Source organism: Bradyrhizobium genosp. P (assembly GCF_049949265.1).
GTDB lineage: Bacteria > Pseudomonadota > Alphaproteobacteria > Rhizobiales > Xanthobacteraceae > Bradyrhizobium.
Map to the genome: position 1 here is coordinate 2,866,963 of NZ_CP188195.1, position 21,516 is coordinate 2,888,478.

The following is a 21,516-nucleotide window of genomic DNA, read 5'->3' on the forward strand; positions in this document are numbered from 1 at the left end:
CTCGAAAGAGCGCTTCGGCCTGCAGGGCACAAGAGGAACCCTACCAAGTGTCAGGCGGCATGAGGCGCTCGTCGGTAGGTTCGAAGCCACGGCGCCAATATCGGGGCGGCAGAGAAGGCGCACTGGTCGGAAAAAGTGGTAGGGATCGAACCGCAGCGCCGACGCCGACCGGCGTGACGCGATCGACTCGTCAAGGATGGTGTAAGCACGGCTGTCGAACCGTCGTCCGGATGATTGGACTCCTAGTGGACACGCTGCCACGCTAAATGATCTCGAAGTACCGCTGGCGTTCAAAATCGGTGACTCGATCTTGAACAGCTTCCCATTCCCAGCGGCGGGAGCAAGAGAAGGCGTCAACAAACCCGTCACCAAAAAGCTCAAGAGCCTTTGGCGATTGCGCAAACCGGCTCGTTGCCTCCGACAAGTTCTGCGGAAGCCGCTCGAAGCAGGGGTGTTCTTCCTCGCTTGCATCACCAACAATCGGCGCTGCTAAGACAGCATTCTCTTCAATCCCCAGAATGCCGGAGCCGATAGCACACGATAGGGCGAGATACGGGTTCACGTCTGCGCCACTCAGCCTGTATTCAAGGCGGTGTGCCGTCGGGTCTCCCGGAATGACCCTCACCGCACAGGAGCGGTTATCAACGCCCCAGCTTGGGCAGGTAGGAGCCCAGTAGCCGGCCACCAGTCTTTTGTAGCTGTTCGCGTTGGGGGCGGCGAGCACACAGAAGTCCTTCATGTACCTCAGCTGTCCGCCGATGAATTGCCTCATCATGTTTGAGACGTTCTGGCTGGTCTCGCCGTCGTGAAACGCATTTCGACCGTCCAATGACATTGAGATGTGAATATGTCCCGACTGACCCGGCCAATTCTCAGAAACCTTGGCCATAAAGGTGGCCATCATGCCCCGGGTCTGCGCCCAGGATTTTATCATCGACTTGAATACCACGGCGCGATCCGCAGCATCCAAGGCGTCACAATGACGAAGCGAGGCCTCAATCACACCAGGCCCGGTTTCAAAGTGGAGTCCACTGAGAGGTAGTCCGGCGTTCTCACAAAGCGCGAGGATCTCATCGAACAGCGCTTTATTCGCCACCGCGCGCGTTACGGAATAGCCGAATGGCCCGCGCGTCAACGGCGTCCATTGATCAAAGGGCTTCTTATCGATTGTCTCGGCGCTCTCCTTGAAAAGCATGAATTCAAACTCGAACGCAGCGGTGTAGCTGTGTCCGTGATCGGCGGCTCTTCGCAGGATCTTGCGCAAAACACCACGCGGGCAGAGGCTCTCATGAACACCTGTGAACTCAGCAAGGTAGACAGGCTGATCATGACCGATGGACACAGCACGGCCCGCGCCTGGTAGAATACGCAGCTCGGCGTCTCCGAATGCTGATGGCGGCCTTTGGGCAAAACTGGCCGGTATCACCTGGTCCGAACAGTCCCAGGCGAGCACGGCTTCAGAGAACCTGATCCTGCTTCCATCCGAAATATCTTCGACCCTTACGTGCTTCCCTCGAAGGATTCCGTCAAAGTCGCAGACTCCAATCAGCGCCACGCGGGACCCATCGGTGCCAGTCACCCGGATTTCGCTCGGCATTACCCGTGACCTTGGGGAATCAAGTCAAAGATTTGGTCCATCCGCATCGCTCGCAACTTGCGATAGTCATCTTCAAGCTGGGTCGGATCATCGTTTACAAGATATACGATTCCTGGTGTCGATGCTAAATCGGTCGTAGGAAGCAGAGTTTGGCCTACGGGAACGAATGCAATTGCATCCGCAAAGCTCGAGAGCTCGTGGATTGCGCCAAGTCCCGGATAGCCGCCAACAACACCGCTCACATCGGAGATAAGCGAGACACACAGTGCGTGGGCCCGCCGTCGGTAAGGCCCGCGTTGCCTCATATACTCAAGAAAGCCGACCGGATCTGCGTAGCGCCACGCCGTGAGCGTCAAGTGGTTGTGACCCAGCGCCATCGTCCGAGCTATTCTCGACATCGTCCCTTGAAGCCTGGCGCCAAAGTCCACCAAAACCGGCCCGCTATGGTCGACGATGATCTCGGCATGAGCGGGTCCGTTAACAATCTCAAGTGCCCGCAACGCGCGCATCAGATAGTCGGACAGCTCTTCCACAACGGGGTCCCTGCCATCCAGCAACCGCTCCAGTGAGCAGACCGATGCCGCGCCCTTGATGGGAACGGTGTGATAGGTCCAGACCTCGGTGACGAACGGTTCCCCTTGGATCGAGACAGCGTTCACAGTGTATTGCTGACCGCTTATCTTCTCCTGCCCAAGCGCAAAACGATTCAACGCTCCGGCACGATTGGTCTTTCCGACGATGGTGTTTGAAGCTCGCTCGACATCAGCATTGCTCGCGCAAAAGAACACATCTTCGGTCCCGGTGCTGTTCAGCGGCTTGACCACGATTTCATCGAAGCCCTCCTGAAGCATCCAACCCTTGAGGTCCGCCGCACGGTTGGACACGATTTGTCGGATCGATCGCAGGCCTGCAGAGGTCAAGGCGTCAGACAACAGCGATTTGTCACGCCTTGCGGCCGATAGGGCGGTCCCATTCGAAGGCAAGCCAAGCCGTTCGGACAAGACATCGGCCAGTTCAACTCCGGTCTCGCACCCGGCTATGATGAACTCGAAGTCTCGACCTCGGAGAGCCTCCAGATGATATGCGACGAGTTCCTCGCCGGTCATGCCCTCGGGCGGTCGAATGAGTTCATGATAGAGGTCAGCGTTGAAATGCGGACGAAAAACCGGTGGTATCTGCGCAGACGACAAGACGTGCACAGTCTTGATTCCGTAACGCTTGAACTCGTCCGGCAGGTATCGGCCGGTTGAGAATGCGTCGACTATCACACAATGCCGTTCGTTCATGCGGATCTCCGATACTGCATGTAGATGCTGGATACGGCGACAGCCGTGATGAGGACATCTCCAAAGAACGTATAAGAAGAAAACGCGATACGAGTATCGAAAGACTGGAACAGAAACGTAATGATCGGACTGGTCGACAGGACCATGTTGACCGTGAATGGTTCGACGCGGCGAATGCCCTCCTGGATCACGAGCAAGGGAACGATGATCGTTGTTAGTGCGACCATGACGATCGCAGGCCAACGCTGTGAGATCTCGAGGACAATCGAGGAAGGATCGCCCAAAACCAGCAGCAGGAGGATTGTCCCGTAGAAGCGATGAGCCAACACTCGTCGACCGGAGAATCCACGGTCGAAGAGCCACTTCACGAGAATATTGGTCAGCGCAAGCGATAGGCCGGCTACAATTGCCAGGCAAATGCCAAAGGATGATCGAGGCCCCCACGCGATGCCGGCGTTGCCGCTTGCTGAGATCCAAATCATGTAGCTGCCAATAATCGCAACCAAGGCGCTTACGGCAATGTCCGATCTGGCGGGGAGCCCCTGTTTGCGGATCAGTGCGTTCAACCACACTGTCGCAGACGGTCCCAATGCGACCATGAACGTGACAACGATAGCGGGTTCTGCGTACTTCAGTCCGACAAATAGGCCAACCCAACTAACGGCTGTGACGACGTTGAGCGAGGCAAAGGCTATCAGAGACGACGTCGTGACTCCTGGTTGACCGCCGTGGCGGCCAACCAGGCAGTTGAACGTCACGGATACCAGGACAAAGGACAACAGGAGAGTGCTGTATATATCGGCCTGCTGAAAATATGCGGCCGCATAGACCTCGCCTGCCGCGCTCACAACGACGTAAAGGGCCACGAAGAGCACGCCTGCGGCAAAGCGATTCACGAACCGCCCGCTCAGCCTGTGCGCCGTGAGCGAAACAGCGCGAAACGAGGACCGAGTTCTCGAACCACTTCCGAGAGGTTCTCCTTTCGCCTGCAAATGACCGCGTTTTGATTGGAATTGCACGACGCGCGTCCTATCGGTTGTTTCTTTGGCAGTACGCAACGCAAGCCGCTCCAAATGCACTGAAAATGCGCTGGCTGAGTGGATCGGTTGCAGCGTGCCATTCGGGGTGCCACTGCACACCGATCTGCAGCGTCGGCGCGTTCGCTATTGACGCTGCTTCGACGAGGCCGTCCGACGTCCAGGCTTCCCGCTTCAGCGCATCGGCGAGTTTCGCAATGCCTTGATTATGCAGGGAGTTGACTTGTGCTTCGGTCGCATCCGCGATGGCAAACAGCGCGCCATCAGAACAGATCTTGACGCCGTGCGTCACATCGTATTGGCGATCCCTTGGCAGATCTGCGTTCTCAGCATGCATCTGGCCACTGTCTGGGTTCCACTGCGAAAGAGATGAGTGAAGCGTCCCTCCATAATAGACATTGAGCTCCTGAAGCCCGCGGCAAATACCCAATATCGGCATTCCGAGGGCGACGGCTCGCTCGATGGCGACAGACGACAACCTGTCACGTGGACGATCGCAGATGCCAAATTCAACGTCTTGCCGGCTTGTCACGCTACCGGATGTGGGCGCCGTCAAGATGGCAGGATCAATATTCGATTCATCACCTGTCAGCACCAGGCCGTCGACCCTGCGCATCATCGTCTGGACAATATCGGCTCTTGCATCCTCAGCATCGATTGTTGGCAATATCACGCACGACACGCCCGCATAACGAACGAGGGCTTGGACGTATTTGCGGCGCAACCAGTCGCGGTGAACACCATCGACCAGAAGGCGGTTCGAGGTGACGGCGACCACGGCTCGGATCGGGTATGCCCCTGGCGCCATCACGCGACTTGCTCCCGCGCACGTGCGCCGGCCTGAGACTGCTCATACAAGCGTCGGTTTCGTTCCTTCAGCTGAGTCATGACGCTCGGTTGGCCTTGGGGGCCTTTGACGAAAAGCCCGCCCCAGGTGGAGGCAACACGTGAGTACCGAGGGTCCTGCATTCGGAGCTTTTGAGCTTTGGGCAAGTGCCAGAACGGGATGCCGGGCGACAGATGGTGCTCGAGGTGGTATTGATCCAGGTTCACCCCAAAGATGACCCGCTCCAGAAGGGTCCCTTTCCTGTTCCGCGTCAGATGGACGTTCGTGGTCTCGGTCTCGCACATGGGCGAGTGTTCGGCGATTTCGACAAACCAGCCGAGGATCTGAAACGTGGTGAGATAGGGCACGATCCAGAACAGGACGAGAATGTGGATGAGCCCAAGAGCATAGAAACCGACCAGTATGGCGATCCAGAAAACATAGAAGCCATACGTATCGATCAGGATGCTCGATCGATCCAATTTCTGGTCCTCGATATCTGTTATCGAAAACCGATTCTTCCAAAGATATTGCAGATACGCGACTGTCGCGCCGCCCAATATGGGCTTCCAGATGATAGTAAAGTCGTACCGACCTGGAGATTGGACGTCGTAAACGCCGCTGGCCAGAAAGAACTTGAGATCCGGGTCCTTCTCCGGGTCGCCGAGATTCGGATGATGCAAGTACACATGTGAAATCCGATATGCCCAATGGCGCTGGAACAGGGGGTAGGCGGCAAACAGAATCCCCAGGACGTTATTCCAAATTGTGTTCCTTGCGAGCGTGCGGTGAGCCGCGTCGTGAGAGATTGTCGTTAATCCACGCTGATGGGCGCCGATCATGAGAACCGCGAGGGGATATAGCCACCACGACAGATAGACCGTCGCGAGCGCGCAAGCTGCCATGATCGCATAATCTTTTGCGATATAGGCGACCGCCGTTACGTTGTCGGTTTTCAGCTTCGCGAGCTGCCTATTGATCTCGGGGCTGAATTGAGCCGCCTCAAAGCGTGACGACCTCAGTTTCCAAGCATCTGTCTGTGTCATGACAATTCCTTCATGATAGCCCTTCAGCGGGTCAGATTGCGGAAAGCGCCTTGGTTAGATCGTTGATGATGTCGTTGACGTCCTCGATGCCGACGCAAAGCCGGATCGAGCCACCGAATATGCCTGCGGCTTCGCGCTTTTCCCGCGGGACGGTGGTGTGAGTGGTCGAAACAGGATGCGTCACGAGCGTGCGGGTATCCCCTACGTTCGAAACGTGATACATCAGGTCGACGTTCTGGATGAACTTACGGCCGGCTTGCTCGTCCTCGACCTCAAACATGACCATCGCCCCGTATCCGTACGAAGCGTCGAGTGTCTGATCGACGATTTCTCGATCAAATCCTTCAAAGAGACCTGGGTAGAAGACACGGCGCACTTTTGGATGGTCTTGAAGAACGTCGGCCACGATCTTGGCGTTTGCGCAGTGCTGCCTCATGCGAAGAGGCAGTGTTTCAAGCCCCTGAATGATTTGAAAGCTTGCAAAGGGGGAGATGGCCGCGCCGGTGTCCCGCAACCAAGTCATTCGAGCTTTCAACAGATACTCGCTCTGTCCAAGATCATCGAGATTGCGCAGTGCATCGCGCCAGATAATGCCGCCGTGAGCGTCGTCGGGATTGTTGAACAATGGGAAGCGGGAATTTCCCTGGTAATTGAACGTACCGTTGTCAACGATCAGTCCACCGAGCGTTGTGCCATGGCCGCAAATATATTTGGTTGCGGAGTACGTCGTAATCGCAGCTCCAAGGGCTGACGGCTGGCACAGCAGTGGGCTCGTTGTATTGTCGACAACCAGGGGGACGCCATGCTTTCTGCCGATCTCTGCCAGCTGCCCGACAGGAAGCGGTATCAGGCAGGGATTCGAGATCACCTCCCCGAACAGGCATATCGTGCGATCGTCAATGGCAGATTCGAAAGTCTCGGGCTTTCGAGGGTCGGCCGTCCTGACACTGATACCAAGGCGCCTTAACGTGTTGTGGAGCAGGTTCCAGGTATTGCCGTAGAGGTACGGAGAGGCGACGACATTATCCCCCACCTCGCCACTCGAAAGGTTTACGATCGCAAGAAACGTCGCCGCTTGGCCTGATGCGACAGCGAGCGAGTCGCTTGCCATGTCGACGGCGGCATACCGTCTTTCCAGCGCGCGCGTGGTTGGATTGATGATCCGAGTATAGGTGAATCCATCGGCCTTTACGTTGTAGACGTCGGCAATATGGCTGAGATCACCGTCGAGCTCATAGGCCGTATTCTGGTAAATCGGTACTGCCACAGCTTTGGTCGTGGGATCGCGACGGTATCCCGCGTGCAGAACGGCAGTTTCGGTAGAAAACGGGTGCCGCGAGGTGACAGGCCGTGGATGCGACATCTCGGCATGACTCTCGCAACTGTCCTGGGCGGACACCGGTCCTGCAAAAGAAGTCCGACCGGACCGGAAAAATGCGCGAACGGCACACCCCAACTGCTCGATCCAACTGGATTGGATTTCCCCGATACAGCCAATCCGAAAGCTTCGGGTGGGCAGATGTAGTCTCGAGTAGACGTAAAGATTATGGGCCGCCAGGTACCGGTACAGCCGATCAAACGCGACCTGATCCGCAATTCCAGTCGGCGCGGTGAACGCTACGCAAATGGGTGACTGCAAGTTCGCCGAGAGAAGAGGGTGCACGACACCGTCGAGTTCGTCGATGATGCGGTGCCTGATCGTCTCGTACCTGCGGCGCCTGCCATCGATGCCTTCATCGTCGAGAATCTCCAGCGCCTTTGTGGCAGCCTGAACAATATGTGTAGGAGGTGTAGATCGCCATTCACCTGTGCGCTCGAGCGAAAGCCATTGATCTCTCACGTCGAGCACAAAGGACCGTGGCGGTTGAGCCGCATTCTCAAGAAGGGCGCGGGAAGAAATGACAAATGCGACGCCCGGGGGGCCTTCTATGCACTTGTTGCTTGAGGTAACCAGGACGTCTGGTCCGCCACAGGTGAGGTCGATGTGGATCGCGCCGAACGAACTCATCCCGTCAACGATGGTCTTTACCCCCCGTCGCCTCGCCCGTTCTACGATCGGCTCGAGCGGATTGATGATCCCGGTCGTGGTCTCGCAATGAACAAAACATAGGTGCGTGATGCCTGGATCTCGGCTCAGACGTTCGGCAATTTCCTCAGGGTCCAAAGCCTCGGTGGCGCGTTTGACCAGCGCCAGCGCAGGAACACCCCACAACCGTAGAATTGTGAGAATACGCTCGCCATAGATGCCGTTGATACAAACGAGCGGCCTGTCGGCCTGGGAGACAAATGAAGAAAGGGCGGCTTCCATTCCGAACGAGCCGCCTCCCTGGATGGGGACCACCGAATAGGCTTCTGCGTTTCCCGACAGATTGAGCACCAGCCGCCTCATGCGGGCCGTCACTTCCTTGAATTCGAAATCACGAGATGCAAGGTCAAGCTGCATCTGGGTCTTAACCGTCGACGAGAGCGACATTGGACCAGGTGTCAGCAAAGAGCGCGGCTGAGTTGTCACGTCATTCTCCATCATAGTGGTATCTACCAATGGGTCCGGAGCATTACCGCACGCCCGGCGGACGAAGCCCGATCAAAGCTGCGGTAAAGAGCGAGGAACGACCCATCTCCTTCGCTGTGGTGCGGAACGCAGTAAGTCCCGTCTCTGTCGATGCGGCTCTGTCGATGCGACGCTTCGCCTGACGACCGCCGGAAGCGAACCGGAAACCACGCTTCACAGCTTCCCCCAGATGCCGAGCCGCGCCGTCAAAGCATCTCGCTGATATCATCCGACCCTCCTGAAAATCGAGTTGCGACCACGTTGCCGATCGCAATCGGTGCGACCGCCAGTCTCTCCTGGCACTGAGCGTCGTTGTACCGCCGACCGGTACCGCGCCGCTGCGAAGCCATTGCAGCTGTGCGGGTTTGAGCTCTGTCGCGAGTGCGGAGAATTGCCAATCTGCTATGTCTGGCCGGTGGTCGTCAGTTGCATATCGACAAGTTCGCCAACGGTCTGCTTGGGACCATCGCGCGTGAATGCCAACTTAGCCTCAGCTGATCTCGAACAGCACTTGGTGGCGGAACACGTGTCGCTTGATACAGAGACTAGAGACATTCGCAATCTCGTTACTCATGGGAGAGCTGTAGAGAACCGAAGACCGCCGCCGCCCGGCTTCGAGAAGGTACAACTTGACGCTAGGTGCGATTCAAGCCCCCTCGAGAACTCGTTCTTAAATATATTTCCAGGCTCGAAGTGTCCGGGTGCGACGACAACAAGGGCCGCATCCACGATTACGAGTCGTCAAGGGATGCGTGTTTCGGAAAGCCCGGGACGTCGATTTCGGCAATCGGCGGACAGCGCTCTTAATTGTTGAGGCGTGCGTTTTGGTGAGTCGTGGATTCGTTCTCGCAGGCGATCGGTCTTCGCTGACGCTTGAGGCGTTGGGGCTATCTTGCTCGCAAACGACACTATGCCGGACGATCTACTCCATGGCGTACGGCTGCACCGAGCTCGCGAAGCGCCAAAGTGCAGTCTCCTTGCGTATTTGTCGCGATGTCTTGCCAGGGGCCCTTGATTGGGAGGCCTCCTGAGGGGCCGCGGCCATCCTGGTCGCGGGCGAATTTGCTCGAAAGATGCTTCACAATGCGAGGGCGCAACATGCTGCGCGAGGTCCGTTCGACCAAAGTGCTGAGAGGTTCATGAATTGTGCCGTCAACCCGGCAGGCGAATCGCGCGTGCGACATGGGCTACGTTCGGATTGGCGTGCTCTTCCACTGGCACGACGACCAGCGCGGCGTGCCGTCGTTTCCTTGCATCTTATCTCGCTCCGGGAAGAGACACTCCTCTTCGTTGTTCATTGAGCTCGCTTCGCCGCAAGTGAGCCCGGCAATTCGAGGGCCGGAGAACGGGAATGATCGTGGCGGTGCGTGACTTTCAGCACCCAAATCGCCAAAATGGCGCGTGGCGATACATCGGATAGTGTGTGATCGAGTTTAGCGAGCTCCGCCGCAGTGCCGAAAAGCCAGTGGCGCATCAATGGCAGCACCGAGCAAGGACATGGTGCTGTGCGCGCCGGGAGGGAGACGAAGATCGCGTTCGTGCGTGCTTCGCATTGTTGTCCAGAACCAAACATGCTTGACGTCAGGAATCAGCCAAGTTGTTCGCGAACGGACACTCGTCGGCTAAACCGCTCGGTGTTACCGTGGCCAAAACCCTGCAGCGCGCTGACCGGCGGGTGCGCGAAATGGGCGCTGTGTGCGTGTCTGGAGTGCGTTGCTCACGTGTCGCACCCGCAAGTTGGAGTATGATGATGCGCCGCATGGAATTGGCATGAATGCGATCGCATCGCGCGAAGGCCTGGACGGACATTTAGTCGCAGGATACGGCAGCGTGTCTCCGCGCCAAACATCACGCGCGTCGCGGTGCGCCTGGTCAGATGCACAAGAAGAGGGCGCCGGTGCCATTTTCCTATATTCGGGTGGGCAATGTGCCTAGGGCCGAGCGGGTAAACTATCTTGCGAGCACTGAGATGCCCTTGCGTGTTTGCCAACAGCTCGTGATCGTTGACTGTCCGGATCGGAAGAGCGAAGACGACGCACGCAACATTGATGGAACTCGTGTTGCACTCTGAAATCGCGTGACGATTTTTCTAAGAAGAAAGTCAATGCCGCTGTTCGTTACAACGATGCCACAAAAATGCGCTATCGGTCGCCGGAGTCCCGGAAGCGGACGCGAGATCGAGGATGAGACGCAACGCATACTCGCAACATCCGAGCAAGGTGGTAGGGCGATGCTCGGAACAACGGAGACGTCGTCATGCTGAATATAGCTTCCGTACGTGAAGGGTCTCAGTCAGTGTCGGAGACCGACCACGCCGTCCCCATCGTACCGTTGCACGAAAGCGCGCTCACCGGCGTCTTTGAAATTGCGAAGGTGCTTACCAGCCTGTGCCGGCTGGAAGTCACGTTGGCCAACGTCGTGGATCTCCTGCAATCCTTTGTGCAGACGCGGCACGGCATCATCTCTCTTTTCGACAATGATGGCCTTCCAGACGTTACCGTGGGCGCCGGCTGGACTGAAGGCAGCGATGAGCGGTACCGGATGTGTCTGCCGCAGAACGCCATCGACCAGATCGTTGCGACAGACATGCCGCTTGTGACCGACGACATCGCAGTCCATTCGGCCTTCAGTGACGCCGACCGGGACGTGCTCGGCGTCTCCGAAGCCACACGGGTGTCATTCATCGGGGTTCCGATCCGCATCGACACGAAAATCGTCGGCACGCTGACGGTCGACCGTATCCTGGACAACAGCTCGAACGTTCGGCTCGAGTCCGACGTGAGGCTGCTTGCTATGGTCGCCAATCTGGTGGGCCAAACCGTGAAGCTGCATCGGCTGTTCGCGAGCGACCGCGAGCGACTGATGGCGGAAAAGAACCGATTGCAAAAGCAATTGTCCGAACTCCAGCAACCTGCGCGCGAACGCAAGAGAATTGATGTGGAAGGGATCATCGGCGACAGTCCGGCGCTGAGCCGGCTGCTCGAGAAGATCGCGGTGGTTGCCAAATCGAACAGCACGGTTCTGTTGCGCGGCGAATCCGGTACCGGGAAGGAGCTGGTTGCCAAGGCCATTCACGCGCAGTCGTCACGCGCCAAGCGGCCCTTCGTCAAGCTCAACTGTGCGGCACTTTCCGAGACGGTGCTGGAATCCGAGTTGTTCGGCCATGAGAAGGGTGCATTTACCGGCGCCTTCAGTTCACGCAGGGGGCGCTTCGAGCTTGCCGACAAGGGGACGCTGTTTCTGGACGAGATCGGCGAGATCTCAGGCGCGTTTCAGGCAAAGCTGCTGCGCGTTCTGCAAGAACAGGAATTCGAACGCGTCGGCGGCAACCAGACCATCAAAGTCGATGTTCGCGTCATTGCCGCCACGAATAAGAACTTGGAAGAGGCCGTGGCAAGCAACGCGTTCCGCGCCGATCTTTATTACCGCATCAGCGTGGTTCCTCTGCTGCTGCCGCCGTTGCGCGAACGGCGTAGTGATATTCCGCTGCTCGCCGCCGAGTTTCTCAGGAACTTCAACGCTGAAAACGGCCGTACGTTGACTTTCGATTCGAGCGCGACCGACGTGCTGATGAATTGCGGTTTTCCAGGTAATGTGCGCGAGCTCGAAAATTGCGTGCAGCGGACGGCGACTCTCGCGCCGGGACCGTCGGTCCGCAGGGAGGACTTTGCCTGCTGCCACGGCCAATGCCTTTCCGCGATGCTGTGGAAGAGCGGACCGGAAGACATGCCGCTGCACGGACGTTCGATCGGACCAGGGTCCGTAAGGGCGAACGCGGCCTGCGCTGGAGCCGCTACGTCCGCCGCGGTTGCGCTCACGCCTGTCGACAGCGCGCAGGCGTCGCTCGGACCTGTCGGCGCTGCCCTCGTAAATGCTGGAGGGATGACCGATCCTGAGCGTGTCGTTGCGGCCATGGAGAGGTCAGGCTGGGTTCAGGCAAAGGCGGCGCGCCTGCTTGGCTTGACACCCCGCCAGATTGGTTACGCGCTGAGGAAATACCGCATCGAGATCAAGCGCTTCTAGGGGATTCTCGGTGTCGTGCCGTGTTGGTGCGCATGAGCGCTGTCGCGATGACGACGGATGTCGGACGTCTGTCGCCGTCCATGTCGGGCTACATGATCCTGACGCTCGCGGCACTTATGGTATGTTTGGTGACTCTTTGAACCACCAAATGGTACGACACTTGCTGTTCTCTCTCCGGTCCGCGAAATTTTCTGGAGAAGCACATGCACAATGTTGTCTGCGTCAAGCAGGTCCCTGATTCCGCACAAATCCGCGTGCACCCCGTGACCAACACGATCATGCGTCAGGGAGTGCCGACCATCATCAATCCCTATGACCTCTTCGCGCTCGAAGCTGCGCTGGAGCTGCGGGATAAGTTCGGCGGGGAGATCACCGTCCTCACAATGGGGCCGCCCTCGGCCGAAGACACCTTGCGCAAAGCACTGACCTTTGGCGCCGATCGCGCTGTACTGCTTACCGACCGCTACTTCGCGGGCGCAGACACCCTGGCAACGACCTACGCACTCGCGACCGCCATCCGCAAGATCGGGAGGGACTACGGCCCGCCCGACCTCATCTTCACAGGCAAGCAGACCATCGACGGCGACACCGCGCAGGTTGGGCCAGGTATCGCGAGGCGGCTTGGCGTGCTCCAGCTCACTTATGTCGCCAAGATCGGGACTCTCGATCTCGCCACACGCACAATTGAGGCGGAACGGCGCTCCGAAGGCGGCGTGCAGGTGCTGCGCTCCAGGCTGCCGTCGCTCATCACCATGCTCGAGGCGACCAGCCAGATTCGCCGCGGCACAATGGCGGATGCTCTGCGGGCGGCCCGAGCTCCGATCGTGAAATGGAATGCGCAGCAGGCCGGCGTCGAGGATATCTCCAAATGCGGTCTCAAGGGCTCGCCGACCGTCGTCAAACGTGTCTTCGCGCCCTCTGCGCGTGCTGAGAAGGCAACGCTGGTGGATGCTGCCGCGCGGCCCGCGCAAGCGTTGATCGACGCCATCTTCAAGCACGAGCCCAAGCTTGAAACCGAACTTGCGGCCCTGGCTCGGGGCTGATGATTTCGACAGTGTTGCACAACGAGCAATGTCAGACGACGTCCGTCGACAATGGGTTCACGTTGGCGGACGGCAGGTGGGTGAACATGGCGCTGCAAGTTGCGCGGCGGCTCTCGACTGTCAAGACAGCTTGCCGGATTCGAGTTCTCATTCCGTCCGCTCTCGGCCGGGGCGGGTTCGATGATCCTGCGATTGCACCGTGCCGTCGAGCATTTGGACGTATGGAGCGCAAGCGACGATGGCTTTTCGTTCGTGGTGACCTATCAGAGCCCCACGGGCCGCGGCTTTCGCGGACGTCCCGGCTATGTGGCGTCATGGCGTCGCCTTCATGGGGGGCGTGGCGCGATCAAGATCGCCGGCTCGCCCTTTAGAAGGTTCGCGGATGCCGAGGAGGCTTGCAACAAGATGCTGGAACTTCTGACGAGGTGAGGCTCAAAGCCAAATGACGGCGCGCAACGGGAGCGCGACCGCGATTCAAGGCACGCGGTTTGTGGACAGGATCTGAACGGTGAACCGCTTGGCCCAGTCCGGTTCGAAGCCGCTCTGCGCACCTCATCATCCGCGGCAGATCGTCGTTTCCTAACAACGGGCATCGATGCCTATCGACCTCTAACAACGCTGAAAAGACGCTCCTTTTCTAGGTGAAGATGCCGATCCAGCGTCGTGTGCAGCGCCGCCCGTAGCTCAAGCGGGATCGAGTCGTCTGTGTCGATCAATGCCCGAATCTTCAGAAACATCCGTTCGATTGATTCGAGCGTTGCCATCATTCGCAACGGTATCATCATTGCTTGTCTCCTTCGCGACAGCGCACAGGCGCGATCAAGCGAACCGCCACAGACTCTGGCGGTTCGGCAATTGCGGCGGGCGCGGGGCCGGCTTTCGCCGCAGCCCATAGCTGTCGACGTTTACGCGGTTTAGGTATGGTCATTGTCGCCATGTCTACAATCTGACGCAGCGTCCGGTTCAAGCCGTTTCGATAGCGTAGTTGAACTTATTTCCGTTCTGGAAACAATGTGACGCGCCTTCCGGCAACTGCGCGGCGTGACGGAACAGGCTGCTTCGGAGTCACCGGCCGGCTATGTTTGGATAGCGCTAACCGTAGGTCTGTCCATACCGGCTGCGCCCAAGGTTCTCCATGGGCGCATCAGGTGTTTCGCGACCAAACCATGATGCAGGCAGCGGAAGGTTTGACAGACGGCGCGGCGCCCGACGGCCCAGGCTTGGCGATTCTCTTTCCTCTACCTTCGTATCCGAGTGCGAGCACTGCCGATGTCGGTATCGCCGTGGTGCGACCGGGCGTCGCAGGTATCGCTGCAGTGGGTCTGCAGAGCGCAGGAACGCATCGGTAGCCATCGAACCCGCTGCTCAAATCGGGGGGATGTATTTGCAAACTGACCTGCGTCCGACAGACGCACCGCTCGCGCGCCAAGCGCCGCGCGTGAGTTCGACCTCGGGATCGCCCCGACTCTCGCGGCGACGTCCAGAGCGAGGGCCGGATCGACGGTCAGCGAATCGGTTTCATGGTCGTCACCGATTCGTCGGTGGTGACACCGGACAAGACCTCGATCGCCCGGTCTGGGCCGCGGTCCTCGCGCAGCCAGTACAACGCGACCGTCGCCACCATGGTGCTGTCGAATGAGGCATCGTCGGAGAACCTGCTCGGGCGTTAACTTCCTGTCCAGGCTGAAGCGGTTGAGTTCGCCGACGGCCAGACGATCCTGTGCAGTAGCTCGGCGCCGCGGTCGCCGGGTCGACCGGCGAACTCTTACGCGCCGTGCGGCGCGACGGTACGCCAAATATCGCACATTGTCCGGCGACTGAATTCGGACCCAGCGATAGGGTGCGCGCGACCACGGCCTGATCTCCGGGGTCAAATTGTCGAGCACCAGGTCCCTGGCGCTGGTCCGTACCACCAGAACGAGATGATGCTTGCCCCAACTGGTCACGACCTCGGCGAGAAGCAGCGTCCGCGCGGGCCATCCGCCGTTGAGAAGCCTATGGCGCTTGTTGACGGCGTAGTCGTTGCAGTCGCCGCGCTCCGGATCAATGAGCCAGGCTTCTGGCACCAGACCGAGCTCGCTTCGTTCTGGGATGATGGCGAGGTTCACGGTCTGGTTGATCTCGTTCAGACGTCTCCACCGTGCCTCCGTCAGGAGGACCGGACCGCCTCGAAAGAGCGGGCCGCCACGGCATTCCTTCTGGTAGCGCTCGCAAAACATGGTGTGCGCCATCGGGGGCAAGCGCCGGACCGTCAAACTTGAGATGCGCGGGCGTCGACGGGGGGACGGTCGGCATGCCCGCCAACGTCCCGTCGTCCGATCGAGCGGCCGTCATCGTTTGACAGATGATCATGATCGTGGCGGCTGCGATCGCAGCCAGGATCGACGTCCTGCGCATGCTGTTGCTGACAGACGACCGATCGGATCCGGAGATCGCGAGCAGGAGTCGACCGACCAATTGCGGTGCAGGTCTGAGGCTGCCCAGCGGTACACGGAACGCCACCATCCGAACGTTCGGTCATCTGCAGCGCGTCCGTGACGCCGCAATCCGCAAATCATTGACGGGTCTACTTCGATCCGGCAACCAGTTCGGCGTGACTCCAAAAATGCAAGAACAAATGCAAGAAAGAATGCAAGACATGTGCAGTCGCTGTTACCGCCCGAGGAGAGATTGGGGACGAGCAGAAGTCCCAACAACCCGGTCCGAAATCGTGCAATCTGACGCCACGTGCGATTCAAGCCCCGGTGTAGTGCGATATGTTCGGACTCATATCGCTCCTGAACAATTTTCTGTGCAGAAGCGTTCACCAAAAAGTGGCAGTTCTGTTTATCGCCGAGGAGGGTCTGACCGACACCGTGATCCGCGCAGAGAGCCGCGGCCAAGGCAATCGGTCGGGGGAGGAATCCCAAAGCACGTCACACCAGCTTTCGTCGGTAGACGATGACGGACAGTTCATTTGCGGTCAGACACGGTCAGTACATTGCCGTTAACTGGAGGCCTGGTTTCACGGAAGTCCGTTTGGTCGAACAGTGGTTTTGCGTCCTTCTTGAAGAAATTGCGACTTCCGCGCGTGAACTCCCTACGTATCAATACGGAAACCGGATGCCGCATCGCTTGGTCCGGCCGTTGCATGTCGATCGCCATGAACCGCAAAGATCCATTGCACGGTCCGAAACATTGGCTGCAGCGAGCTGAAGCGACGCTGGCTAAGGCGGAGTCGTTCGCATGTCCAAGGTCGAAAGGCAGGCTGCTTAAGATCGCGGACGAATATTACGAGCTGGCACGATCGGCGGCGGAGCGGGAGAGGTTGACAAATGACGCCAATTGAATTTGCCGACCTGGCCGCTTCCCGACAAGAGTCCAGCTAGCTCGAGCCACGAGCATTTGAAGTGTTTCCTTCGCTCGCATCGGCCAATCTGCTCGCCAGTCGGTGTCGCACGGGTCATAAACCGCACGCAGGAATCTATTCTCGACTTTGGAATCCCAAAGATATTTCAGCCGCTCGACCCGATCGATCGGTCAAAAGGGGCGCAGCCATCGCGAGAAGAGTGGGTGCGCCCGTCCATGATCGGGCGCGTCTTGCAAATATGAATGGGAGTCGTTCCTGCTATTCGCAGACGCGACGGATTATCATCGGATCATGCGGGGCGGCATGTGTCTTGCTGAAGCGTCGTGGGGAGGTGGCGCGGTCTTTGCCGCACCTGTGCCTCACCGGCCCGACGCACCTTCTGCCCGGCAAGGTGCGTCGGGCTTCTTCAAGCGGCTCGACTGAGGGAGGGGCGGTCAGCCGCATCGGAAGGTCCGGGTCGTGTTGGCGCGATGTTGAATGATTGACACCTTCCATCGGCGTTGTCGGAGTTCGGACACCGCCGGGCGCCCTGGACATTGTGAACCGGTTATGTCTCCGGGGAGCGCCAACACGGGCAACAATCACTCGGCTTAGAATAGTGAGTGTTCCGCCCAAAACCTTTCGGCGACCGCCGTGGCATATAATTTGCTGCAATCATCTTGGGCATGAGCATGGGTACCCCCTGCGCCGCGTTGATGCCCCAACCTAACCAGGTTGTGCTCGACGCACCTCCAATCCCCCCGGGGGGCGTCGAGCTTTTTCGTGCCGTTTCGTCGGTGGGATGTCTTGTATCCTTGCTCGGACCCGGTCGTCACTTGGAGCCATGACGCTGCCCGAGGAAGGCAGGAATCCAGCTCACGATCCGACGTCCAAGAGGTGGCTGAAACAAGGAAATCCTGGTCACGGATCGACGACACCGGACTCCAGCAAGAATGCCTTGGCGTCGGCAGACTTGCATTTCACGCCGGTAGGCCAGCTAACTGAAGAACTCGTGGCGGAACTGCCACCACACGCTTACCGCTGCGGCAACAGCCGCGCCGATGAATGTCTTGGGAGCGTCAGCGTAGTAGGCGATGAACATCGTCCACACGCTCACTGAGAACGCGACGCACCAAATCACTCGTGTCCACCTTTGGTGCTGGCGCTGTCGGCGAGGGGCTTGGGCAGCGCGCTGAACACAGCACGCGCTTGCGGCGAGCTGCGGCCGCTCATCGAACGACGCTGGGTACAGCTGCTCATCCAGAGGAGCGCGACGAGGAGGATTGCTACAAGCGACCAAAAAAAATGCAGCAGGCACACGTCAGAATGCGATGCGCGCACCGCTTTCTGCGCTTTGATCGGGAGGCGTCTTCGTTCGCGCCAGTACATCGTCGGTACCCATCCATGTGCTGATCGATCCAGGCTCGAGCTGGGATCACAGCGTTCGGCGATCATCAGGTCAGGTGAATGGCCCGATGCTCGCCGGATGATGATCGAAACCTTGCCGGCGCTGGTCGTTGGTCGAGCGTCGGATCCCAACCGGCAACGCGTCCACGCGCCAGTCGAGCGCCTCGAGCACGGGGCCGTGGCGTACGATGATGCCGGGAGCCGTCGGCCTCCCAGCGAATCGCTCTCCGGCCCTTGCGTCGCCTCACGCAGCGCTCCTTTGTGCAGCGCGGCGTCTTGTCAGATGACCATCGAGCTTCGGCGGCATCAGCCAAGCGCGGGGCTGGCCTCGTAGACGACCAATTCGGACGTTCGGACAAGCCGAACTCTCACAGCCGACCACGAACTGATCGACACGCCTGATCTTCACGACCCTCTACAGGTCTCGACGGCAAGGAGTCATGAACGCCGAACGAACTCACCGCCTCAAGCACGGCGACTCTAAAAAGCGTCTCGGTACGATTGCCGATGCGACTTTTCCAAGCATTCCGCTCGGGGCATCTCTGCGCAGTGCGCGCACGTCGCAGTCCTGTGCTAAAGCACGAGCTCGCTGGAGTTCACCTGGTGTTTCAGTGTGTCGGCGCCATCGGCGCCCAGCGTTTTTAGTGGTCAAGGTCCGTCCGAGGAAGATCGGCAATCTCGTCGGCTCCGTGATGTGGCGGAACAATTGTCCGGTCGCGCCAAAGCTTAATACAGCCGCATCACCGGCAGATCGCTTCATCGTTGTGGATATTGGTCCGGCGAAGGTGGCGCCGACCGCAACGTCGATATCTGCCGCCTGCCCAGTCACGATTTGGTTCAAGGCCGTCTTGATCAGGGTGGATCGAGCAGGTCTCATAAGGAACTCCCGCGTTGGTGGCTTGTGAGCAATCGTTGAACTGCCGCGTTATCCGTCTCAGCAATCGGTGTGCCGCGCGAACCGGCGCTGTGGCTATGCCAAGATGCGAGAAAAAGGCTGGTCTTGGCGTCGCCGCGACCGAATGGTGTCGTGGCTGTCGTCCGGTTGCCGACATCTTTGTCTCGAACTGGACACGATTGAGAGATGATGGCGACCTCTCCCGCGACCCAGTGACCGCATCGCGTTGGCACTTGCGACCGCCTGAGGTTCGATCAGTCATCACGGCCCGCCGTTCGCCGCCGGCCGCCCTCTTCAGATCAACCAAAGGACCATCTTCGTTGGACCGCCTTGTTTGTTAGAGGAGCAATTGGGTGGCGACACGCATTGCATGTGGTTCAACTAGGCCAAAGCCGATGGCTTCATCAGGGGCCGACCCCTGACGTATCGGCTCACGCGTCTGTGGTCGAAAGGCCAGATCACTCTGACATCCCCGAAGCCAAGATCAGCTACACCAGCCAATAAATCACTAGCGGAAGATAGTGGTCGAGAATTTTCGCATTGGCGGCTGGCGTGTCGCATGCAGAGCGGTCATGGCGTGGGAACAGCAAGGCCAGGCAGCAATCGCGTCTTCAATTTTATTCTTCACATCGCGAATCTGGCTTGCCTAGGAAATATTTTGTGCTGTTCATGAAATTGGCGGTTTCGGCGATCTCGTCCAGCGAGGCGACCGACGGACCAAGGATATGGAATACGGCAAAGATGATCTGGCCGGATCTCACCGCATCCAGGAATCCGGTGTCGCGCAGGACGCTGGTCCATGCCCAGATCAAGTTCATCCCTTGCATCGTTGGGCTTGCAATCCTCCGCGCGGTCTTGAGGCCGACCAGTGCCAATTCGTCGGAGCAATTGTCGGGGTCCCGAGCTCACGACACCGCGCGGTTCGATCATCGGAAGTGCTGCGTTTCACCGTCCGCTCGGAACCGAAATCCATTTGCAATTGGAAGCGTCCCAAGCATGGTTTGTCGGCACCCTTCGTATTGTACGACCTGCGAGTCGATCGCCGCCATGTGTTGAGCTTTTAAGTAATCAAAATCGGGGATTCCGCGGGCGATCGCGCCTGCATTTTGCAACTCATTGAAAGCCTCGCGCGTGACCGGCACCCGCTTGTTTGGACGGCGACCGTGGCTGCCAAACGGCTGCGACTAGCCACTACTGGTCGTATCTTCGGTAATTAGCGAATAGCTTGTGCTGCGACCGCCGGCCGCGTCCTTGGTCAGCACGCGCTTTGCGACAAGGTCGTCGATGTCGCGCAGAGCTGTATCCTGCGAGGACTTCGTTAGCTGCGCCCATTTTGACGAGGTAAGCTTGCCTTTAAAGCCCTCGAACAGGCGCTCGATCATCGCTCGCTGCCGGTCGTTAAAGGTCTGGTCGGCGTGCTTTTTCCAGAAGCGCGCTTTTCTAAGAACTGACGCCAGGATGGTGTCGGCGCGATCGAAAGCGCGGTCGAGACAATCGAGAAACCATTCGAGCCACTCGGTAATGTCGAGATCGCCTTTCTGTGCGGCTTCCAGAATATCGTAGTAGGCATTGCGCTCCTGCCGGATCTGGGCCGACATGCTGTAGAAGCATTGCGAACTGTTCTCGGAGCGGGCCAGCGCCATGTGGGCAATCGCACGCGCGATACGACCATTGCCGTCTTCGAACGGGTGGATTGTGACGAACCAGAGCTGTGCAATCGCCGCCTTCAACACCGAATCGATATCTTGCGTGTCATTGAACCAATTGATGAAGGCTTTCATCGCATCGGCTAGCAATGCTGCTTTGGGGGCTTCGTAGTGCACACGTTCGCGGCCGATCGGCCCCGAGACGACCTGCATCGGTCCGGATGCGTCGGTACGCCAGTTAGCGACAGTGATCTTGGTCATTCCGCTGTGTCCCGTCGGGAAGAGAGCGGCATGCCAACCAAACAGACGTTTGGAGGTGAGGGGAGCGTCGTACTGTCCTGTCGCGTCGAGCATCATCTCGACGATGCCCTCGACGTTACGTTCCGAAGGGGTAAGCGCGCCGATATCGACCCCAAGGCGGCGCGCCAGCGACGAACGCACCTGCTCCCGGTTAAGAACCTCGCCTTCGATCTCGCTCGATTTGATGACTTCCTCGGTGAGGGCCTCGAGGTTGGCTTCGGTCTTAAGTTTGAAGCCGAGTTCCTCCATGCGCCCAGCAAGGCGTCCCTGGTGATTGCGCACCGCCGCCAGCTTCTGGGTGATCTTTGAGGCGTCCCAGGTGAACTGGGGCCGGTCCTTTAGCTCATGGATATAGGTCGCCATTCTCCGCATCCTCTGCGGAGAATATGGCCCCTAATCTCCGCAAGAGCAATATTATTCTCGCATCCAATGCGGTGAAGATGGTGAGTAATCTCCCCAACTTACCGAGATAGCCCCAGCAAGAGGTCGCTGACCGGCTCGGTGTCAGCCGGACACCATCCAGAATTGGGA

15 protein-coding genes and 1 pseudogene are annotated in these 21,516 nt (G+C 58.7%); 4 read left to right on the forward strand and 12 right to left on the reverse strand.

Annotated elements, in window-relative coordinates; genetic code table 11:
• Nucleotides 1–262: 262 nt before the first annotated feature.
• The 6 genes from ACP2YO_RS13885 to ACP2YO_RS13910 form a co-directional block, all read right to left on the reverse strand.
• Nucleotides 263–1,597, reverse strand: coding sequence for a glutamine synthetase family protein (locus ACP2YO_RS13885; RefSeq protein ID WP_426441342.1), 1,335 nt, complete (start codon nucleotides 1,595–1,597; stop codon nucleotides 263–265).
• Nucleotides 1,597–2,883 carry an ATP-grasp domain-containing protein gene (locus tag ACP2YO_RS13890; protein WP_426441343.1) on the reverse strand — a complete coding sequence of 429 codons (1,287 nt, stop codon included), beginning with the start codon at nucleotides 2,881–2,883 and terminating at the stop codon, nucleotides 1,597–1,599. The genes ACP2YO_RS13885 and ACP2YO_RS13890 overlap by 1 nt, the downstream gene beginning before the upstream one ends.
• A complete protein-coding gene (locus tag ACP2YO_RS13895; protein WP_426441344.1) occupies nucleotides 2,880–3,779 on the reverse strand; it encodes an EamA family transporter in 900 nt (299 codons plus the stop codon). Before ACP2YO_RS13895 ends, ACP2YO_RS13890 begins: the two co-directional genes overlap by 4 nt.
• A 133-nt stretch (nucleotides 3,780–3,912) precedes the next feature.
• The gene (locus tag ACP2YO_RS13900; protein ID WP_426441345.1) at nucleotides 3,913–4,698 is read right to left on the reverse strand and encodes a gamma-glutamyl-gamma-aminobutyrate hydrolase family protein; all 786 of its coding nucleotides are present in this window, start codon (nucleotides 4,696–4,698) and stop codon (nucleotides 3,913–3,915) included.
• 29 nt (nucleotides 4,699–4,727) lie between these two features.
• Entirely contained in the window at nucleotides 4,728–5,792 is a 1,065-nt protein-coding gene (locus ACP2YO_RS13905) for a fatty acid desaturase (RefSeq protein WP_426441346.1), read from the reverse strand.
• A 31-nt stretch (nucleotides 5,793–5,823) separates the two neighbouring features.
• Nucleotides 5,824–8,319 carry a 2-aminoethylphosphonate--pyruvate transaminase gene (locus ACP2YO_RS13910; protein WP_426441347.1) on the reverse strand — a complete coding sequence of 832 codons (2,496 nt, stop codon included), beginning with the start codon at nucleotides 8,317–8,319 and terminating at the stop codon, nucleotides 5,824–5,826.
• A 2,280-nt stretch (nucleotides 8,320–10,599) separates the two neighbouring features.
• On the opposite strand from ACP2YO_RS13910, the gene nifA reads away from it, so the two are divergent.
• The 3 genes from nifA (at nucleotide 10,600) to ACP2YO_RS13925 (ending at nucleotide 13,838) form a co-directional block, all read left to right on the forward strand.
• Nucleotides 10,600–12,366, forward strand: a complete 1,767-nt coding sequence (nifA, locus tag ACP2YO_RS13915) for a nif-specific transcriptional activator NifA (protein ID WP_426441348.1) — start codon at nucleotides 10,600–10,602, stop codon at nucleotides 12,364–12,366.
• Nucleotides 12,367–12,569: 203 nt separating this feature from the next.
• Nucleotides 12,570–13,409 (forward strand): electron transfer flavoprotein subunit beta/FixA family protein, encoded by an 840-nt coding sequence (locus ACP2YO_RS13920; RefSeq protein WP_426441349.1) that lies wholly within the window; start codon nucleotides 12,570–12,572, stop codon nucleotides 13,407–13,409.
• Nucleotides 13,410–13,589: 180 nt separating this feature from the next.
• Nucleotides 13,590–13,838, forward strand: coding sequence for a hypothetical protein (locus tag ACP2YO_RS13925; RefSeq protein WP_426441350.1), 249 nt, complete (start codon nucleotides 13,590–13,592; stop codon nucleotides 13,836–13,838).
• Nucleotides 13,839–14,008: 170 nt separating this feature from the next.
• On the opposite strand, the gene ACP2YO_RS13930 is transcribed toward ACP2YO_RS13925, so the two are convergent.
• On the reverse strand, nucleotides 14,009–14,194 hold the full coding sequence (locus ACP2YO_RS13930; RefSeq protein ID WP_426441351.1) for a hypothetical protein: 186 nt from the start codon (nucleotides 14,192–14,194) through the stop codon (nucleotides 14,009–14,011).
• Nucleotides 14,195–14,929: 735 nt separating this feature from the next.
• Between ACP2YO_RS13930 and ACP2YO_RS13935 the strand changes: the two genes are divergently transcribed.
• Nucleotides 14,930–15,079: a hypothetical protein gene (locus tag ACP2YO_RS13935; protein WP_426443551.1), complete on the forward strand. Its 150-nt coding sequence runs from the start codon at nucleotides 14,930–14,932 to the stop codon at nucleotides 15,077–15,079.
• A gap of 192 nt (nucleotides 15,080–15,271) precedes the next feature.
• Here ACP2YO_RS13935 and ACP2YO_RS13940 read toward each other — a convergent pair.
• The 5 genes and pseudogenes from ACP2YO_RS13940 to ACP2YO_RS13960 form a co-directional block, all read right to left on the reverse strand.
• A pseudogene (locus tag ACP2YO_RS13940) lies at nucleotides 15,272–15,640 on the reverse strand (transglutaminase-like cysteine peptidase); the annotation flags it as partial.
• 721 nt (nucleotides 15,641–16,361) lie between these two features.
• Entirely contained in the window at nucleotides 16,362–16,553 is a 192-nt protein-coding gene (locus ACP2YO_RS13945) for a hypothetical protein (protein WP_426441352.1), read from the reverse strand.
• A 1,321-nt stretch (nucleotides 16,554–17,874) separates the two neighbouring features.
• Nucleotides 17,875–18,126 carry a hypothetical protein gene (locus ACP2YO_RS13950; protein WP_426441353.1) on the reverse strand — a complete coding sequence of 84 codons (252 nt, stop codon included), beginning with the start codon at nucleotides 18,124–18,126 and terminating at the stop codon, nucleotides 17,875–17,877.
• A 1,530-nt stretch (nucleotides 18,127–19,656) separates the two neighbouring features.
• A complete protein-coding gene (locus ACP2YO_RS13955) occupies nucleotides 19,657–19,914 on the reverse strand; it encodes a hypothetical protein (RefSeq protein WP_426443552.1) in 258 nt (85 codons plus the stop codon).
• Nucleotides 19,915–20,223: 309 nt separating this feature from the next.
• Complete coding sequence (locus tag ACP2YO_RS13960) at nucleotides 20,224–21,348, reverse strand: Fic family protein (protein ID WP_426441354.1); 1,125 nt, start codon at nucleotides 21,346–21,348, stop codon at nucleotides 20,224–20,226.
• Nucleotides 21,349–21,516: the final 168 nt, after the last annotated feature.

Bases quoted from the DNA above. Each gene is read 5' to 3' on its own strand.
- nifA (WP_426441348.1), top strand. From the start codon at position 10,600: ATGCTGAATATAGCTTCCGTACGTGAAGGGTCTCAGTCAGTGTCGGAG.
- ACP2YO_RS13935 (WP_426443551.1), top strand. From the start codon at position 14,930: ATGGTCGTCACCGATTCGTCGGTGGTGACACCGGACAAGACCTCGATC.
- ACP2YO_RS13890 (WP_426441343.1), bottom strand. From the start codon at position 2,883: ATGAACGAACGGCATTGTGTGATAGTCGACGCATTCTCAACCGGCCGA.
- ACP2YO_RS13945 (WP_426441352.1), bottom strand. From the start codon at position 16,553: ATGGCGATCGACATGCAACGGCCGGACCAAGCGATGCGGCATCCGGTT.
- ACP2YO_RS13910 (WP_426441347.1), bottom strand. From the start codon at position 8,319: ATGATGGAGAATGACGTGACAACTCAGCCGCGCTCTTTGCTGACACCT.
- ACP2YO_RS13930 (WP_426441351.1), bottom strand. From the start codon at position 14,194: ATGATGATACCGTTGCGAATGATGGCAACGCTCGAATCAATCGAACGG.
- ACP2YO_RS13950 (WP_426441353.1), bottom strand. From the start codon at position 18,126: ATGTACTGGCGCGAACGAAGACGCCTCCCGATCAAAGCGCAGAAAGCG.
- ACP2YO_RS13885 (WP_426441342.1), bottom strand. From the start codon at position 1,597: ATGCCGAGCGAAATCCGGGTGACTGGCACCGATGGGTCCCGCGTGGCG.
- ACP2YO_RS13905 (WP_426441346.1), bottom strand. From the start codon at position 5,792: ATGACACAGACAGATGCTTGGAAACTGAGGTCGTCACGCTTTGAGGCG.
- ACP2YO_RS13920 (WP_426441349.1), top strand. From the start codon at position 12,570: ATGCACAATGTTGTCTGCGTCAAGCAGGTCCCTGATTCCGCACAAATC.
- ACP2YO_RS13925 (WP_426441350.1), top strand. From the start codon at position 13,590: ATGATCCTGCGATTGCACCGTGCCGTCGAGCATTTGGACGTATGGAGC.
- ACP2YO_RS13960 (WP_426441354.1), bottom strand. From the start codon at position 21,348: ATGGCGACCTATATCCATGAGCTAAAGGACCGGCCCCAGTTCACCTGG.